Genomic DNA, 16,361 nt, shown 5'->3' with positions numbered 1-16,361 from the left:
AATATTTTTTCATTCCTTTCTGATTCAGACAGTTAAAAACACTTTCCTTAACATTTCCATTCTGTCCTTAAGAAAAAACGGCCTGCACCGGTTCTTACATTCACTTCAATAAAATAAAAAAAGGATTTCAGCTTCCGGAACGGATCAACCCGTTCGTTCCACTGAAATCCTTTCCTGAAAAGTTTCTTGTCTTTATCCTTCAATTTCGCTCAACTCAAGCCAGCGCATTGTTTTCTCTTCCAGCTCTTCATTGATCAGAGGCAGACGTTTGGAGTATTCCGTCAGTTTCTCCACATCCAGAGTTCCGCTGCACAAAGCGTCCTCCACCTCTTTCTTTTCTATCTCCAGAGAAGCAATGTCCGCTTCAAGCTGTTCCATTTCCTTTCTTTCCTTGAAGGTAAGTTTACGCTTGTCGTTCAGGCGGACTTTCTTCGTCTTGTCTTCCTGAGGCTTGGCTGCCTGTTTCTCGTGAACTTCCTTCTCTCGCTTCCAGTCCCGATAATCAGAATAGTTGCCCGGGAAATCACGGATATCTCCCTGTCCGCGGAACACCAGCAAATGGTCGACCACCTTATCCATGAAATAACGGTCGTGGCTCACCACAATCACGCATCCCTTGAAGCTTTGCAGATATTCTTCAAGCACCTGCAGGGTAACGATATCCAGGTCGTTGGTAGGCTCGTCCAGAATCAGGAAATTCGGATTACGCATCAACACCGTACAAAGATACAACCGACGGCGTTCCCCGCCACTCAGTTTGTAAACATAGTTATGCTGTGTTTCGGGAGTAAACAGGAAATGTTGCAGAAATTGCGAGGCAGTCAGCTTCTTGCCGTTGCCCAGCTCAATGACCTCTGCAATATCTGTAATCACATCGATCACTTTCATCTGTTCATCAAACTGAAGTCCTTCCTGCGAATAATAACCGAACCGTACCGTCTCACCGATATCAAGCGTACCGCTGTCCGGCTTCTCAATGCCCATCAGAATCTTGATGAACGTAGATTTTCCCGTTCCGTTATTTCCCACAATACCCATCTTCTCATAGCGGGAAAAGATGTAGGAGAAATCATTCAGGATCTTCAGATCGCCGAAACTCTTGTAAAGATGATCTGCTTCAAAAATCTTAGAACCGATATAGGAAGCCTTGACATCCAGCTTGACGTTCTGGTCGTAAACCCGCTGCTTTGCCACCTTCTCCAGGTCATAAAAAGCCTCTTCCCGGTAACGGGCTTTATGCCCGCGGGCCTGCGGCATCCGACGCATCCATTCCAGTTCCGTCCGGTAAAGATTGTTGGCCCGGGCAATTTCCGCATTCGTTGCATCAATGCGTTCCTGCCTCTTTTCCAGATAATAGCTGTAATTCCCCTTGTAGGAATAGATCTGCCGGTTATCGATCTCGATAATTTCAGAGCAGACACGGTCGAGGAAGTAACGGTCATGAGTAACCATCAGCAGACTGACCTTCTCATGGTTCAGAAACTCTTCCAGCCACTCCGTCATATCCAGATCCAGATGGTTGGTCGGCTCATCCAGAATCAACAGGTCAGGTTCGGTAATCAAGACATTGGCCAGTGCCACACGCTTCAACTGTCCCCCCGAGAGATACTTGACCTGCTGATTAAAGTCACGTATCTTCAGCTGCGAAAGGATCTGCTTGGCCCGGCGTTCATAATCCCATGCTTTCTCATGTTCCATCCGGTCCAGCAAGTCTTCCAGTCCCGGATGTCCCGGAGTCTCCATGCAGCTTTCGTATTCCTTGATCAGCTGCACCACAGGAGTACCGTGATAGAAGCAGGCTTCCAGCACGGTCAGTTCTCCCGGATAAACAGGGCTCTGCTCCAGATAACCTACCCGCAGATCCCGCCGGAAGGTGATCTTTCCTTCGTCATAGCCTTCTTTTCCGGAAAGGATATTCAGCAAAGTTGTCTTGCCGGAACCATTCTTGGCGATCAGTCCGATACGCTGTCCTTCCGCAATACCGAATGAAATCTGTTGAAACAAAACCAGATCACCGAACGATTTCGTTAATTTTTCTACTTGTAAATAAGGCGTCATTTATTCTATTCAAAAAATTCAGGGTAAATGCTGCCATTCCTGTATTTTCCAGATACCTGAACGGCCTATTTCCCGGAATCAGTCATTCAACACTTTTTCTACTTCCGATTCAATGCGGGCATATTCAGCCTTCAGGTCACACGGTTTTCCGTTCTTCACATAATCCCAGATGAGTGAAAGCGGATAAACCATTACGGAAGAGTCTCCGAAACGCAATGCCGGATACTCTTTCTTTCCGTCAATGACCGTAACCCATTCCATTCCATCCATCTCATTGACCAGGATGGTTCCGAAAGCAATACCAAAACTTTCCCAGGCAGCCCGCTGTCCTTTATTGAAACGGCCGCTGTCCAGCAAACGCTGAATACTTTCCACGTCCTGCTTCATGGCCGTAAAATCTTTAGTCAGCTGTTTCTTGATCGTAGACACCGCCCAATCGTAACATTCATTGATCACACAGATTTCAAGCGCACGCACCGGAATCACCTCTTTCCACAAAGGTTCATTTTCCTCACGTACCTTCAGCGAACGGATAATGTCTTCTGCCATACGGGGACTTTCCCCTTTAGGTACCGTAAAAGAGCATTCCACAGAGATAGTTCCCTTGCCTGTCAGCCAGATATGCGACGTATACCAGGCACCGTTCTCCTGAAATGTTTCTGCCGAATATACACATGCCCAGGGACCTGCCTGCTCACGTCGGGCAGACTGATTCTGCTGAAGTTCGTCCGCCATACAGTCCTGAGCATATTTTGCGGATTTTCCCCGATAAGCGGATATCCGGAAATTTCCATTCCATTTTTCAGGATTATAAAAAAGGAAGCTGTCTTCCTCATCTTCAAACTCACGCCAGTCGTTCGGATATTCCAAAGAAAACCAGGAACCCGGAGAAATGTATTTCATAATGCAATCTATTTTGAATGTTCAGAACAATATTTTATGATTCACGCAGAAGTTTTTCCGACTTATTTTGCCGGAAGAATTTCAATCCAGTAATCATCCGGATCGTTGATGAAATAAAGTCCCATCTGCTCGTTCTCGAAGCAGACGCAACCCATTTCCTTGTGGAACTTACGCACTTCCTCGTAATCACCGTCTACACGCAGGCAGAGATGACTCTCGTTTTCACCCAGTTCATACGGTTCGGAATGATCACGCAGCCAGGTCAGCTCCAGCATAAATCCGCTGCAACCGTCGGTCATATAAACCAGAACAAAAGAACCGTCTTCCGCCTGTTTGCGGTGAGACTCGTGCAATCCCAGAGCCGTTTCATAAAATTTGATACTGCGTTCCAGGTCTGTCACATTGATATTAAAGTGGTCAAATCTTCCTTTTATATTCATCGCTATAATCTTTTTAAATCAGAGTTTCACATTCAATTTCTTCACACTGACCGCGCCGTTCCAGCGCAATCATCCGTGCACCTTCCGCTTCTGCCAACGGACGAAAAGCCGCAGCTCTGGCATAAGCCTCATCAAAATGCATCGGTACAAAGATAAAAGTTTTTATCATTTCCACAAACTGTTGCGGCCCCCGCATGTATTCTTTTCCCAGACGCGGATCGACAGGAAACATCGCTACGTCCACAGTTTCAGTATACTTCCGGATCAACTGCAGTTCCTGAAGAAAGGCATGCTCATAGCCTCTCCATTCAGTTTCTTCACATTCATCCATCCAGTGCCAGTTGTTCAGATCGCCGGCATGAAAGATTTTCCGGCCATCCACTTCCACCAGAAAAGAGATTCCCACATCCGTCGAGCCAAAGGCATGTACCGACAAGCGCTCGTCCGAATAAGAATCTCCCTGCTTCAGCCACACCGCCTCCGCCTGTTCCGCTTCATGCAGGGCCTGAATGTCCTGCGAAAGCAGATACACAATGTCCGGACGCTGAAGGTGCCAGGAAAGAACTTCCGGATTGAAATGATCCGCATGGGCATGACTCGCAAACACATACATACGGCCCGGGCGCTTCAGAAGTTCCCGATGAAGAATGCCGTCTCCATCCGACTCCGAATCCTTCCAATAGTCAAAAATCAGTGTAAAGTCATCACCCAGCAGGGCAAATCCGCTATGATATAAATAAATCAGTTTCATAAAACATTATTTTCCGACAGGCTGTACATAAGCACGGGTCACCTTGTCTATTTCCAGAAACATATAGTTCACCTTACCCGAATGGATCAGTTTCTCATTTTCCTTATAGATGCGTGTAGCATATTCCTTCGACTTCTCGAACAGCAGCCGGGAAACATTCTCCTGCGACTTGCCTATCATGGTGGAGTCCAGTTTCTCTTCCGGGAAGAAGTCATCCAGGTTGACATCACCGATCATAGACGTCTCCAGGAAATGAATATTCCGGTGAGATGCATCCGTGTAATACCCGACAAACATATGTCCGGGCACACGCACCAATACCGGATTCAGGTTGATGGCTTTCAGCAATGAAGCGAAAAGCACACTGCCGTCCACGCAGTTGATCTGTGCCGAAAGCAGCGCATCGTCAAAAGTACGGACACGCTGCGTAAAGACAACGTTCGACGAAAGACTGCTGTTGCTGATGGAACTGTACTTAAACCCACGCTTCTGCAACACATACCACAAAGCATATACCTGCTTGTCTACCAGATCGACACTCTTGCTCTGATATCCCCAGAAACGGTTCACGATACGGGAATCAAGCGCTTCACGAAGAAGACGGTCTATTTGAGGATTGTCTTCATTCACATAAGCTGCAAAAAACTGTCCCGTGTCGTGAAACTTCATCCGGCTGTCAATATAGCCCAACAAACATTCATTGATGCTTCGCACTGAAAATGTATGTACTCCTCCCCGCAGGGCACGTCTGTTCAGTTCGGCTTTCACTGAAACCGTCACCGGTACGGCCTGTTCGTTTTCCCGAAGGGCATCGTAGTTCCAGATTATGTCCGGAAACACCCAATATTCCTTTCCCGACTCCGGAAGAATGAATTCCGATACCGAATATGCAAAGAAAGGAGTTTCGGCCACTTCCACACGAAGCTTACTGTTGGCATGCTCGTTCTTCACGCGAACGGCAATACACGATTTCGGATTGCCCAGATAATTGGTATCCGCAGGAACAATCAGATTAGCATCAGTCGTTGCCGTAGAGAGCAGCGTTACCGGGAAGATATTCCCTCCCAGTTCATTGGATATTTCTATCCCCGAAGAAAACGGCTCCAGCCGATATATATATAAGGAAGAGCCCAGAACTGTCAGAATAGCCAGAAGGCATGTTGCCAGTTTCCATTTGTTCACTGTATTAAACAGCGTCTTGTCCAGTTTCATATATACTTAATTCAAAACAACAACTCTTCAACCCCTAAAAAAATCCGCCTGCAGTCTCTCGTACAATCCCCGACCGGTTACGTTGCCGAAAAGACTACAGGCAGAAATACGGTTGTTATCTTACCGCAATGCTCTCGATTTCTACCAGAGCTCCTTTCGGCAGGCCTTTTACGGCAATTGCAGAACGAGCCGGGCATTCACCGTCGAAATATTTGGCATACACGGCATTCATTTCAGTAAACAGGGACATATCAGCCAGGAAAACAGTTGTTTTCACGATATTAGCAGTGGTCAGTCCTGCTTCAGCCAATACGTTCTTGATGTTTTCGAACACCTGAGTTGTCTGTTCGGTAACACCTCCCTCAACGAACTCTCCCGTAGCAGGATCTACAGGGATCTGTCCGGACAGGAACACCATTCCGTTAGCTTCGATAGCCTGGCTGTAAGGTCCGATGGCAGCCGGAGCCTTTTCTGTAAAAATAACTTTCTTCATGCTTTTAATTATTATTTATAAATAAAACTTTCAACGGCTAAAGTAACACATTTCTTTCAATCAAACGACAGAAGTACAAAAAAAATGGCCAAGAGTTATTCTATTTCACAAAAAACGCGTATATTTGTCCTCGTAAAAGCATAACGACGCTTACACAAGCACATTTATGCTGTATACTCCAACAATTTTTATCAAACAAAGAATTAAAACTATCATTTTAATCAGTAGCCTTTGAAGCGTAAATCCGCACAGAAGCCCTGTGAAGCATGTCCAAATCATGCTGATACGCGTAAGCTGGCTACCTATAAATTCATTACACGATACTTATGTATAATATCATTCAACTAAATGACAAGGATTTATCCGAGTTGCAACAGATTGCCAAAGAGTTGGGTCTGACTAAAACCGAATCCCTCCGCAAAGAAGACTTAGTCTACCGGATCCTGGACGAACAGGCCATTGTCGGTGCCACAAAGAAAGCAGCCTCGGCTAAATCAGGGGAAGAGAAGAAAGAAGGCCAGCCTCGTAAAAGATCACGCATCAGCGTAAAGAAAGAAGGCGATAAGGTGTACACCGCAACCAAAGACAAAGCACAGAAACTGGAAGCAAACACCCCGGCATTACCCGCTCCTGCCCCATTGTTCAAAGACGAACTTCCACAGACAGCTCCCGCTGCTCCTGCAGAAAGTCCAGCAGAAAACCAGGCTCCGGCGGCAGAGGCCACGGAAGAAAAGCCCAAAGCAAAACGCGGCAGAAAACCGGGAAGCAAAAACAAATCAACCCTGATCAAAGAAGCACAAGCCACACAAGCAGAAGAAGAAACCAAAAGCATTCCGGTTCCCGTTGCTGACGATGACATGGAACTTCCGGCACTCGACCTGAGCAACAACAGCGATTTTATTCCTATCGAAGACCTTCCCTCTGAAAAATTTGAATTGCCGTCAGAACTGCTCGGTAAATTTGAAGCAACCAAAGTGGAAGCTCCTGCAGCGCCGGCCAAGGAAAATAAAAACAATAAATTCCAGAACCGCCAGCAACGCCAGAACAACCGGTTCAACAACAAGAACCAGGCGCAAAACAACAATAATAACCAGCCTGCAGCGGCAACTCCTTCCAACAACCCTTCCACCAGCCAGCAGGCCGCACCCCAGCAACCGGAAAAACCGGCAGAAAAGCCTTATGAATTTGATGATATATTGAAAGGTACAGGCGTTCTTGAAATCATGCCTGACGGATATGGATTCCTCCGTTCATCCGACTACAACTACCTTTCTTCACCGGATGATATTTACGTTTCACAGTCACAGATCAAACTCTTCGGACTGAAGACCGGTGACGTAGTAGACGGAACCATCCGCCCGCCCAAGGAAGGAGAAAAATATTTCCCGCTGGTGAAAGTATCCAAAATCAACGGACTCGACCCGAGCCTCATCCGCGACCGCGTTCCGTTTGATCACCTGACTCCGCTTTTCCCCGACGAAAAGTTCAAGCTCTGTAAAGGATACGACGACAATCTCTCGGCACGTGTCGTAGACCTGTTCGCTCCTATCGGTAAAGGACAACGTGCGCTTATCGTGGCACAGCCCAAAACCGGTAAGACCATCCTGATGAAGGACATTGCCAACGCCATTGCAGCCAACCATCCGGAAGTCTACATGATCATGCTGCTCATTGACGAACGTCCGGAAGAAGTAACCGACATGGCACGCAGCGTCAACGCAGAAGTCATCGCTTCTACCTTCGACGAACCGGCAGAACGCCACGTGAAGATCGCCGGAATCGTATTGGAAAAAGCCAAGAGACTGGTAGAATGCGGACACGATGTTGTCATCTTCCTCGACTCCATTACCCGTCTGGCCCGTGCATACAACACTGTATCTCCGGCTTCCGGCAAGGTTCTTTCCGGTGGTGTGGACGCCAATGCACTGCACAAACCCAAACGCTTCTTCGGCGCTGCCCGCAACATTGAAGGCGGAGGTTCACTGACCATTATCGCTACCGCCCTGATCGATACCGGTTCGAAGATGGACGAAGTAATCTTCGAAGAGTTCAAGGGTACAGGTAACATGGAGCTCCAGCTCGACCGGAACCTGAGCAACAAGCGTATCTTCCCGGCTGTAAACATCGTTGCTTCCAGCACAAGACGCGACGACCTGCTGCTTGACAAGACTACGCTCGACCGCATGTGGATCCTGAGAAAGTATCTGTCAGACATGAACCCGATAGAAGCTATGGACTTTGTCAAGGACCGGCTGGAAAAGACAAAAGACAACGAAGAATTTCTGATGAGCATGAACTCATAAATTCCATCAAAGAAACAGGAGGAAAGCCAGACCGGCTTTCCTCCTGTCTCTTTTTTAAGCCTCATAAAGACGCACCGGAATCGTGCGGTTAATTGATACAGAAAGCCAACTTTCCGGCAAAGAGATATCCGGCTGTCACGGCCGGTTTCCGGAAGGCTTCGGGCTTTTTAAAAAACGTTTCGGCGTTTAAACAAAAAGACTTCGGCGTTTTGATGAAAACGCCGAAGTCTTTTTTATCTTCTGTCCGCCTTGAATACAAGCACGTTACGACAGTCTGATCAGAAAGGCAGATCGTCCTTTTCGTCTGAAGACGAGAAGTCTACCGGAGCTGCCGGAGCGGCATTCAGCGGCGGGAAAGGTGCTTCCATCGGAGGCATCTGCTGTGCATCAGCATTCACACGCTCTACCTTCCATGCACGGATACTGTTAAACCAGCGTCCCTGCCATTCACGGGCATCAATATCGAAGAATACATTCAGTTCTTCGCCCACCTGAATATTAAACTGCTGTATCTTGTCTGCACCGAAAACGTCAAAACACATTCTGCGCGGATACTGGTCATGGGTTTCGATGACATACTCCTGCACTTTCCATTCGTTCCCGTTCTTGGAGACACCGCCCCTCGGTTCGAGAACCGCAATTACTTTTCCTGCTAATTCCATAATTCTACGTTTAAATTTGGTTACGAAATTACGCTTTTCTCAAGAAGTAAACTAATTTTTCGACCGTTTTTTTGTGATGCATACGCAATCTTTTCGTAACTTTGGCAGTTAAATAGGGCCAGTCAAAAGCCCTTAAACAGCAACCTGTGAACGAAAAGAACATAGAAATTTAAAACAAATAAAAACATGAAGTTTATTGTTTCAAGTACCGCTTTATTCAGCCACTTACAGGCTATCAGCCGTGTCATCAACTCTAAAAACTCCCTGCCGATTCTGGACTGTTTCCTGATCGAACTGCAGGACGGAACCTTGTCGATGACCGCTTCTGACAATGAAACAACCCTCTCCACTTCCATCGAAGTAAGCGACTACGAAGAAGACGGACGCTTCGCTGTATCGTCGAAGACACTGCTCGAAGCACTGAAGGAAATCCCGGAACAGCCCCTGAGCTTTCAGATCAACTCCAGCAATCTGGAAATTACCGTACAGTATCAGAACGGTAAATACAGTCTGATGGGACAAAGCGCAGACGAATACCCGCAGGCTTCCGAGCTCAACGAAGGCGCCGTACAGGTAGTCATGGGAGCAGACATCCTGACAACAGGCATCAACAGAAGCCTCTTTGCTACGGCAGACGATGAACTCCGCCCCGTCATGAACGGTATTTACTTTGATATTACAACCGAGGACATCACCCTGGTGGCTTCGGACGGACATAAGCTGGTACGCAACAAGACCTATGCTGCTCACGGAGAAGAAAAGGCTGCGTTCATTCTCCCGAAGAAACCTGCCAACCTGCTGAAGAACCTTCTTCCCAAGGAACAAGGCGATGTGCAGATCGGTTTCGACGACCGCAACGCTACTTTCACGCTGGAAAACTACCGGATGGTGTGCCGCCTGATCGAAGGAAGATACCCGAACTACAATTCTGTGATTCCGCAAAACAATCCGCATAAAGCCATTATCGACCGCGCAAGCTTCATCAGTGCCCTGCGCCGTGTTTCTGTCTTCTCTTCACAAGCCAGCAGCCTGATCAAGCTGAGTCTGTCGGAAAACATGATGAAGATCTCGGCACAGGATATCGACTTCTCCACATCTGCCGAAGAAAGCCTGATCTGCCAGTACGACGGAAATGCCATGAGCATCGGATTCAAGTCGTCATTCCTGATTGACATTCTGAACAACATCGCTTCACAGAATGTCATCATCGAACTGGCAGACCCGTCACGCGCCGGTGTTGTCGTGCCCGAAGAACAGGAAGAAAACGAAGACCTGCTCATGTTGCTGATGCCGATGATGCTGAACGACTAAACACAAGAAAACAAACATTGAAACGTCACTGATTATGAAACTCAATCTGAAGAACCCGCTGGTTTTCTTCGACCTGGAAACCACCGGAACGAACATCAATACAGACCGCATCGTCGAAATCTGCTACCTGAAGGTTTATCCAAACGGCAACGAGGAAAGCAAGACCATGCGCATCAATCCGGGCATGCATATTCCCGAAGCTTCATCTGCAATTCATGGAATTTATGATGCAGACGTGGCCGACTGTCCGACATTCAAGGAAGTAGCCAAGGACATTGCACGCGACCTGGAAGGTGCAGACATCGCCGGATTCAATTCCAACCGCTTCGACGTTCCGGTTCTGGTGGAAGAATTCCTGCGCGCAGGCATCGACATCGATCTGACACGCCGGAAATTCATTGACGTGCAAGTCATCTACCACAAACTGGAACAGCGTACCCTTTCGGCTGCCTACAAGTTTTATTGCGGCAAGAACCTGGAGGACGCACACACTGCGGAAGCCGACACACGGGCAACCTATGAAGTGCTGAAAGCCCAGCTGGACCATTATCCGGATGTATTGGAAAACGACATCAACTTCCTGTCTGAGTATTCAAGCTACAACAAGAACGTTGACTTTGCAGGACGTATCGTCTACGACGATAAAGGTGTGGAAGTGTTCAACTTCGGCAAATACAAGGGAATGCCTGTTTCTGAAGTTCTGCAACGCGATCCGGGCTATTACGGATGGGTCCTGAACGGTGACTTCACCCTGAACACCAAGAACGTACTAACCAAAATCAGACTGCGTGAAAGCGGACTGCTGAAATAATTATGATGAAAGGAAAGAAAATCGTCTTAGGTATCACCGGAAGCATTGCAGCCTACAAGGCTGCCGTGCTTACCCGGGGACTGATCAAAAAGGGAGCGGAAGTGCAGATCGTCATCACTCCGGCAGGCAAGGAATTCATTACTCCTATCACGCTGTCGGCCCTGACAAGCAAGCCCGTCATCAGTGAGTTCTTTTCACAACGGGACGGAACCTGGCACAGCCATGTCGATCTGGGCCTGTGGGCCGATGCCATGGTCATAGCACCTGCCACAGCTTCTACCATCGGAAAGATGGCTCACGGCATTGCCGACAACATGCTTGTCACCACATATCTTTCAATGAAAGCTCCGGTATTCATCGCTCCGGCTATGGATCTGGACATGTTTGCCCATCCGTCAACCCAGCATAATCTCGATATTCTCCGCTCTTACGGGAACCACATCATCGAACCGGCTGCCGGGGAACTGGCCAGTCATCTCGTAGGAAAAGGACGAATGGAAGAACCGGAAAAAATCATTGAAGTTCTTGAAAGATTCTTTGCAGGCAAGGAAGACCTGAAAGGACGCAAGGTTATGATCACAGCCGGCCCGACATACGAAAAAATCGATCCGGTACGTTTTATCGGCAACTATTCTTCCGGAAAGATGGGATATGCACTGGCAGAAGTCTGCGCCGGACGGGGTGCAGAAGTCACTCTCGTCAGCGGACCGGTCAGCCTTCAGGTTCACCACCCGAACATACACCGCATCAATGTGGAAAGCGCTGAGGAAATGTATCAGGCAGCAACTGCAGCCTATGCAGATGCCGATGCAGGAATCCTTTGTGCTGCCGTGGCTGACTTTACGCCTGAATGTACAGCCGACCACAAGATCAAACGTGAAAAGGAAGATCTGGTGCTGCGGCTGAAACCGACTCACGACATTGCGGCTGCACTGGGCAAGTCCAAACGTGAAAACCAGCGCCTGGTAGGCTTTGCACTTGAGACCAACGACGAAGTAGCCCATGCCCAGGATAAACTGGCCCGCAAGAATCTTGACTTCATCGTTCTGAATTCCCTGAACGACAAAGGAGCAGGATTCCGGTGTGATACCAACAAAATAACGATCATCGACCGCCAGAATGCCAGCACTTACCCGCTGAAGAGCAAAAAGGAAGTGGCCGAAGACATTATAGACAAACTTGTAACCCTGCTCTGAACAGCCGGGAATAGCTGAACCATTCATCATGTTACAGTCCATTTACATTCAAAACTATGCACTGATCGACAAGCTGGACATCAGTTTCACGTCCGGTTTCTCCGTGATAACCGGTGAAACCGGTGCGGGAAAATCCATCATCCTGGGTGCTATCGGCCTGTTGCTGGGACAAAGAGCTGACGTAAAAGCCATCAAGAACGGAGCTTCGAAATGCATTGTCGAAGCCCGGTTCCGCATTGCTTCTTACGGTATGGAAGAGTTCTTTCTGGAAAACGACATCGAATACGATCCGGAAGAATGCATTCTGCGAAGAGAAGTTTCTGCCAATGGAAAGAGCCGCGCCTTCATTAACGACACACCGGCTTCGCTGGCGCAGATGAAACTGTTGGGAGAAAAGCTCATCGACGTGCACAGCCAGCATCAGAATCTCCTGCTCAACAAGGAAGGTTTTCAGATGAACATTCTGGATATTCTTGCACAAGACGACGCTCAGCTCAGTGCTTATCAGAAGACTTTCCAGGACTACCGGAAGGTGTGCCGGGATCTCGAAGACTTTATCGCACAAGCCGAAAAGAGCCGGCAGGATGAAGACTATATCCGTTTCCAGCTGGAGCAGCTTGAAGAAGCCGACCTGAAGGAAGGTGAACAGGCTTCGCTGGAACAGGAAGCAGAGACCCTCAGCCATTCGGAAGACATCAAGTCAGGGCTTTACAAAGCAGAGCAGACCATCAACGACGATGAACGCGGAAGTCTTCCGCTCATCAAGGAATGTATGCAGACGTTGCAGAACATTTCGAAGGTGTACTCACCTGCACAGGAATGGACAGAACGGCTGAACAGCTGCTACATTGAACTGAAGGATATCTCCCTCGAAGTTGCCAATGCACAGGAGGAAGTGGAATTCAATCCTTCCCGGCTTGACTATGTCAATGAAAGGCTGAATCTCATCTATTCCCTGCAACAGAAACATCGCGTAGACACGGTTGAAGAACTGATTGCGCTGACAGACCGCTATCGGGAACAGCTGAACGCCATTACATCGTTCGATGACCACATTGCCGAACTGAACCGGCAAAAAGAATCCTTATATAATAAGGTAATGGGGCAGGCAGATATACTGACCGGACTCCGCACCCGTTCAGCCCGCCACATCGAAGAAAAGATGCAGTCACTCCTCATTCCGCTCGGCATGCCGAATGTCCGGTTTGCCGTGGAGCTGACCCGGCGCAAGGAACCCGATGCGAAAGGCATGGACAGCGTAGTGTTCCTTTTTTCTGCCAACAAGAACGGAACGCTTCAGAACGTGGCATCCATTGCTTCCGGCGGTGAGATTGCCCGCGTCATGCTTTCCCTGAAAGCCATGATAGCCGGAGCGGTAAAACTGCCGACCATCATCTTCGACGAAATAGACACCGGTGTATCCGGATCCATTGCCGAGAAAATGGCTCTTATCATGCAGGACATGGGACGCCAGAACCGGCAGGTGATCAGCATTACGCATCTTCCACAGATTGCAGCACGCGGCTGTGCCCATTACAAAGTATACAAAGAAGATACGGAAAGCGGAACCAACAGTCATATCTGCAGACTGACGGATGAAGAACGTGTCAGAGAAATAGCCAACATGCTAAGCGGAAGTACCATGACCGAAGCAGCCCTGAACAATGCCCGGGCTCTTTTGGGACTGAACAATAACCCAAACAGATAAATAACTTAATATGATTGAAAAGAACGAAATGATATTCGGCGTAAGAGCCGTCATCGAAGCCATACAGGCCGGAAAGGAGATTGACAAAGTATTGGTGAAGAAAGACATCCAGAGTGATTTGTCGAAAGAACTCTTTGCCGTACTGAAGGATACATTCATCCCGGTACAGCGTGTTCCGGTGGAACGCATCAACCGGATTACCAAGAAGAATCACCAGGGAGTCATTGCCTTTATTTCGCCCATCACCTATCAGCGGACAGAAGACATCGTTCCATTCCTGTTCGAACAGGGAAAGAACCCGCTGCTCATCATGCTTGACGGTGTGACAGATGTACGAAACTTCGGAGCAATTGCCCGTACCTGTGAATGTGCAGGAGTAGATGCCATCATCATTCCGTCGAAGAACAGCGTCAGTGTAAATGCAGACGCCATCAAGACTTCGGCCGGAGCCTTGCATACCCTTCCCGTCTGCCGGGAGAACAACCTGACAAACACTATCAAGTTCCTGAAAGAAAGCGGATTCAAAATCGTAGCTGCTACCGAGAAAGGAGACTATGATTACACCAAAGCCGATTATCAGGGACCGACCTGCATCATTATGGGAGCCGAAGATACAGGCGTGCCTTATGAGCACCTGGCCTTGTGTGACGAATGGATCAAAATCCCCCTTTTCGGAAGCATCGAGTCTCTCAATGTTTCAGTGGCAGCGGGTATTCTGATCTATGAAGCTGTCAAGCAACGCGGCTTCGCCCCGGAAGAATAATCTAACCTTATTTGCATAGAACTGAACATGAAAAAAATTATTTTATTGCTAACCTGCGGTCTGGCTTTCTGCACGGGAACGGCACAAACCCTTCCCAAATGGGCTAACCAAGCGAAGAAAGCCGTGTTCTCCGTCATTACATACAATAAAGACAACAAGATCCTGAACACAGGAAACGGTTTCTATATCGATGAAGAAGGAACGGCTGTATCCGACTATTCCCTGTTCAAGGGAGCAGACCATGCGGTGATCGTAACGGCTGACGGAAAAGAGCTTCCTGTAAGATACATCATGGGTGCCAATGATTTGTACGATGTAATCAAATTCAAAACGGGAGTAAACAAAAAATCAGCCACGCTTGATCCCGCAGTACAAGGAGGAAAAACGGGAGAGCAGATCTATCTCCTTCCCTATTCCACGCAGAAATCTGTTGAAGGACAAACGGGTACAATCACCAAAGTAGACACGATCAGCAACGAGTCGCTTTATTATACCCTGAACATGAAGACGACAGAGAAAACCGTCAGCTGTCCGATCATGAACGCTGAAGGTCAGGTGATCGGTATGCTTCAGAAGAATACGGAAGCAGACAGTCCTGAAAGCTATGCCATCGGTATCAGCTTCGTAAAAGGCCTGTCCATCAGTGCACTTTCCGGAACTGACATGGCTTTGAATTCTATCGGAATCAAAAAAGGACTTCCGGAAGACGAGTCACAGGCACTGGTTTACCTGTACATCAGTTCATCCCAGCTCAATGGAGAAGACTATCTGGAACTGCTGAACGATTTCATTTCCCGCTATCCGAACAATATGGAAGGCTACCTCCGCCGGGCTTCTTTCTACCTGTCTCAGGAAGGCCGTGGTGCAGATGCCGAAAAGGATCTGGAGGAAATGTTCAATGTGGCAACCAAGAAAGAGGAAGCTCACTACAACGCGGCTAAACTGCTGTACGACTACAACCTCAGCCTGGGCGAGAAACAGCCGTACAGTGACTGGAATTTCGACAAGGCCCTGAAGGAAATCAATGAAGCTGTAGCACTGGCTCCCGAAGGACTTTACCTCCAGCTGCAAGGAGACATTTATTTCGCCATGAAGAAATACCCGGAAGCTGTTACAAGTTATGAAGCAGTCAACAAAACAAATATGGCATCTGCTTCCAGCTTTTACTCTGAAGCCAAGGCCAAGGAACTGGTAAAAGCTGATATCAAAGAGATCATTGCTCTAATGGACAGCGCAGTCTCCAAATTCAATGAACCTTACGGAAAGGATGCGGTTCCCTACTTGTACGAACGTGCCCGCTTCCGCTCCGAAGCCGGTATGCATCGGGAAGCCGTAAAAGACTACAATGACATTTATGATGCAGTCTTGGGACAGGTTGGTGCTGAATTCTATCTGACGCGCGTTCATGCAGAGATGCAGTGCCGCATGTACCAGCAAGCCATCAACGATATCAACAAGGCGGTGGAACTGGAACCTCAGAACGTAGAATACTGGCTTGAAAAAGGAGGTATTCACCTGCGCGTCAATCAGCTTGATGAGGCTGTAACCGCCCTTCAGAAGGTCTTGAACCTCGATCCGAAGAATGCAGGAGCTTACCGAATGCTGGGATACACGCAAATCCAGCAGAAAAAGAACAAGGAAGGCATGGCCAACCTGGAGAAAGCCAAGGAACTCGGCGACAAAGTTGCAGAAGACCTGTTGCAAAAGTATAGTAAGAAATAAACAGATTATCTAGAAAAAAAATAACCGG

General features: G+C 48.1%; 14 protein-coding genes. 7 read left to right on the top strand and 7 right to left on the bottom strand.

Annotation, left to right across the window (positions count from 1 at the left end):
• Positions 1–192: 192 nt before the first annotated feature.
• The 6 genes from abc-f to BACCOPRO_RS02515 all read right to left on the bottom strand — a co-directional run bounded on the left by abc-f (position 193) and on the right by BACCOPRO_RS02515 (position 5,857).
• Complete coding sequence (gene abc-f, locus BACCOPRO_RS02540) at positions 193–2,058, bottom strand: ribosomal protection-like ABC-F family protein (RefSeq protein ID WP_008140617.1); 1,866 nt, start codon at positions 2,056–2,058, stop codon at positions 193–195.
• Positions 2,059–2,136: 78 nt separating this feature from the next.
• Entirely contained in the window at positions 2,137–2,961 is an 825-nt protein-coding gene (locus BACCOPRO_RS02535; protein ID WP_008140614.1) for a DUF3805 domain-containing protein, read from the bottom strand.
• Positions 2,962–3,023: 62 nt separating this feature from the next.
• On the bottom strand, positions 3,024–3,401 hold the full coding sequence (locus BACCOPRO_RS02530; RefSeq protein ID WP_008140612.1) for a VOC family protein: 378 nt from the start codon (positions 3,399–3,401) through the stop codon (positions 3,024–3,026).
• A 13-nt stretch (positions 3,402–3,414) separates the two neighbouring features.
• Positions 3,415–4,152 (bottom strand): MBL fold metallo-hydrolase, encoded by a 738-nt coding sequence (locus BACCOPRO_RS02525; protein WP_008140610.1) that lies wholly within the window; start codon positions 4,150–4,152, stop codon positions 3,415–3,417.
• 6 nt (positions 4,153–4,158) lie between these two features.
• On the bottom strand, positions 4,159–5,364 hold the full coding sequence (locus tag BACCOPRO_RS02520; protein WP_008140608.1) for a hypothetical protein: 1,206 nt from the start codon (positions 5,362–5,364) through the stop codon (positions 4,159–4,161).
• Positions 5,365–5,479: 115 nt separating this feature from the next.
• Positions 5,480–5,857 carry a RidA family protein gene (locus BACCOPRO_RS02515; RefSeq protein ID WP_008140607.1) on the bottom strand — a complete coding sequence of 126 codons (378 nt, stop codon included), beginning with the start codon at positions 5,855–5,857 and terminating at the stop codon, positions 5,480–5,482.
• A 326-nt stretch (positions 5,858–6,183) separates the two neighbouring features.
• Here BACCOPRO_RS02515 and rho point away from each other — a divergent pair, with 326 nt between their 5' ends.
• On the top strand, positions 6,184–8,160 hold the full coding sequence (gene rho / locus BACCOPRO_RS02510) for a transcription termination factor Rho (RefSeq protein WP_008140606.1): 1,977 nt from the start codon (positions 6,184–6,186) through the stop codon (positions 8,158–8,160).
• Positions 8,161–8,438: 278 nt separating this feature from the next.
• Here rho and BACCOPRO_RS02505 read toward each other — a convergent pair whose 3' ends face one another.
• Positions 8,439–8,822, bottom strand: coding sequence for a DUF3127 domain-containing protein (locus BACCOPRO_RS02505; protein WP_008140602.1), 384 nt, complete (start codon positions 8,820–8,822; stop codon positions 8,439–8,441).
• A 186-nt stretch (positions 8,823–9,008) separates the two neighbouring features.
• On the opposite strand from BACCOPRO_RS02505, the gene dnaN reads away from it, so the two are divergent.
• The 6 genes from dnaN to BACCOPRO_RS02475 are packed head-to-tail and all read left to right on the top strand — an operon-like array spanning position 9,009 to position 16,333.
• Positions 9,009–10,133, top strand: a complete 1,125-nt coding sequence (gene dnaN / locus BACCOPRO_RS02500) for a DNA polymerase III subunit beta (RefSeq protein ID WP_008140600.1) — start codon at positions 9,009–9,011, stop codon at positions 10,131–10,133.
• Positions 10,134–10,167: 34 nt separating this feature from the next.
• Positions 10,168–10,944 carry a 3'-5' exonuclease gene (locus BACCOPRO_RS02495; RefSeq protein WP_008140598.1) on the top strand — a complete coding sequence of 259 codons (777 nt, stop codon included), beginning with the start codon at positions 10,168–10,170 and terminating at the stop codon, positions 10,942–10,944.
• Positions 10,945–10,949: 5 nt separating this feature from the next.
• Positions 10,950–12,140 carry a bifunctional phosphopantothenoylcysteine decarboxylase/phosphopantothenate--cysteine ligase CoaBC gene (coaBC, locus tag BACCOPRO_RS02490; RefSeq protein WP_173585527.1) on the top strand — a complete coding sequence of 397 codons (1,191 nt, stop codon included), beginning with the start codon at positions 10,950–10,952 and terminating at the stop codon, positions 12,138–12,140.
• A 28-nt stretch (positions 12,141–12,168) separates the two neighbouring features.
• Positions 12,169–13,848, top strand: coding sequence for a DNA repair protein RecN (recN, locus tag BACCOPRO_RS02485; protein ID WP_008140594.1), 1,680 nt, complete (start codon positions 12,169–12,171; stop codon positions 13,846–13,848).
• Positions 13,849–13,858: 10 nt separating this feature from the next.
• Positions 13,859–14,611, top strand: coding sequence for a 23S rRNA (guanosine(2251)-2'-O)-methyltransferase RlmB (rlmB, locus tag BACCOPRO_RS02480; RefSeq protein ID WP_008140592.1), 753 nt, complete (start codon positions 13,859–13,861; stop codon positions 14,609–14,611).
• A gap of 27 nt (positions 14,612–14,638) precedes the next feature.
• On the top strand, positions 14,639–16,333 hold the full coding sequence (locus BACCOPRO_RS02475) for a serine protease (RefSeq protein WP_008140590.1): 1,695 nt from the start codon (positions 14,639–14,641) through the stop codon (positions 16,331–16,333).
• Positions 16,334–16,361 lie beyond the last annotated feature (28 nt).

Source organism: Phocaeicola coprophilus DSM 18228 = JCM 13818, assembly GCF_000157915.1.
Lineage (GTDB): Bacteria > Bacteroidota > Bacteroidia > Bacteroidales > Bacteroidaceae > Phocaeicola > Phocaeicola coprophilus.
Note: the sequence above shows the minus strand (reverse complement) of the source record. Positions and strands in the feature narration are given on the sequence as shown.

What these genes read in the sequence shown, in the direction of transcription:
- BACCOPRO_RS02530 (WP_008140612.1), bottom strand. Translation starts at nt 3,401, where the DNA reads ATGAATATAAAAGGAAGATTTGACCACTTTAATATCAATGTGACAGAC.
- BACCOPRO_RS02505 (WP_008140602.1), bottom strand. Translation starts at nt 8,822, where the DNA reads ATGGAATTAGCAGGAAAAGTAATTGCGGTTCTCGAACCGAGGGGCGGT.
- BACCOPRO_RS02525 (WP_008140610.1), bottom strand. Translation starts at nt 4,152, where the DNA reads ATGAAACTGATTTATTTATATCATAGCGGATTTGCCCTGCTGGGTGAT.
- BACCOPRO_RS02475 (WP_008140590.1), top strand. Translation starts at nt 14,639, where the DNA reads ATGAAAAAAATTATTTTATTGCTAACCTGCGGTCTGGCTTTCTGCACG.
- recN (WP_008140594.1), top strand. Translation starts at nt 12,169, where the DNA reads ATGTTACAGTCCATTTACATTCAAAACTATGCACTGATCGACAAGCTG.
- BACCOPRO_RS02515 (WP_008140607.1), bottom strand. Translation starts at nt 5,857, where the DNA reads ATGAAGAAAGTTATTTTTACAGAAAAGGCTCCGGCTGCCATCGGACCT.
- dnaN (WP_008140600.1), top strand. Translation starts at nt 9,009, where the DNA reads ATGAAGTTTATTGTTTCAAGTACCGCTTTATTCAGCCACTTACAGGCT.
- rlmB (WP_008140592.1), top strand. Translation starts at nt 13,859, where the DNA reads ATGATTGAAAAGAACGAAATGATATTCGGCGTAAGAGCCGTCATCGAA.
- rho (WP_008140606.1), top strand. Translation starts at nt 6,184, where the DNA reads ATGTATAATATCATTCAACTAAATGACAAGGATTTATCCGAGTTGCAA.
- BACCOPRO_RS02495 (WP_008140598.1), top strand. Translation starts at nt 10,168, where the DNA reads ATGAAACTCAATCTGAAGAACCCGCTGGTTTTCTTCGACCTGGAAACC.
- abc-f (WP_008140617.1), bottom strand. Translation starts at nt 2,058, where the DNA reads ATGACGCCTTATTTACAAGTAGAAAAATTAACGAAATCGTTCGGTGAT.
- BACCOPRO_RS02520 (WP_008140608.1), bottom strand. Translation starts at nt 5,364, where the DNA reads ATGAAACTGGACAAGACGCTGTTTAATACAGTGAACAAATGGAAACTG.
- coaBC (WP_173585527.1), top strand. Translation starts at nt 10,950, where the DNA reads ATGAAAGGAAAGAAAATCGTCTTAGGTATCACCGGAAGCATTGCAGCC.
- BACCOPRO_RS02535 (WP_008140614.1), bottom strand. Translation starts at nt 2,961, where the DNA reads ATGAAATACATTTCTCCGGGTTCCTGGTTTTCTTTGGAATATCCGAAC.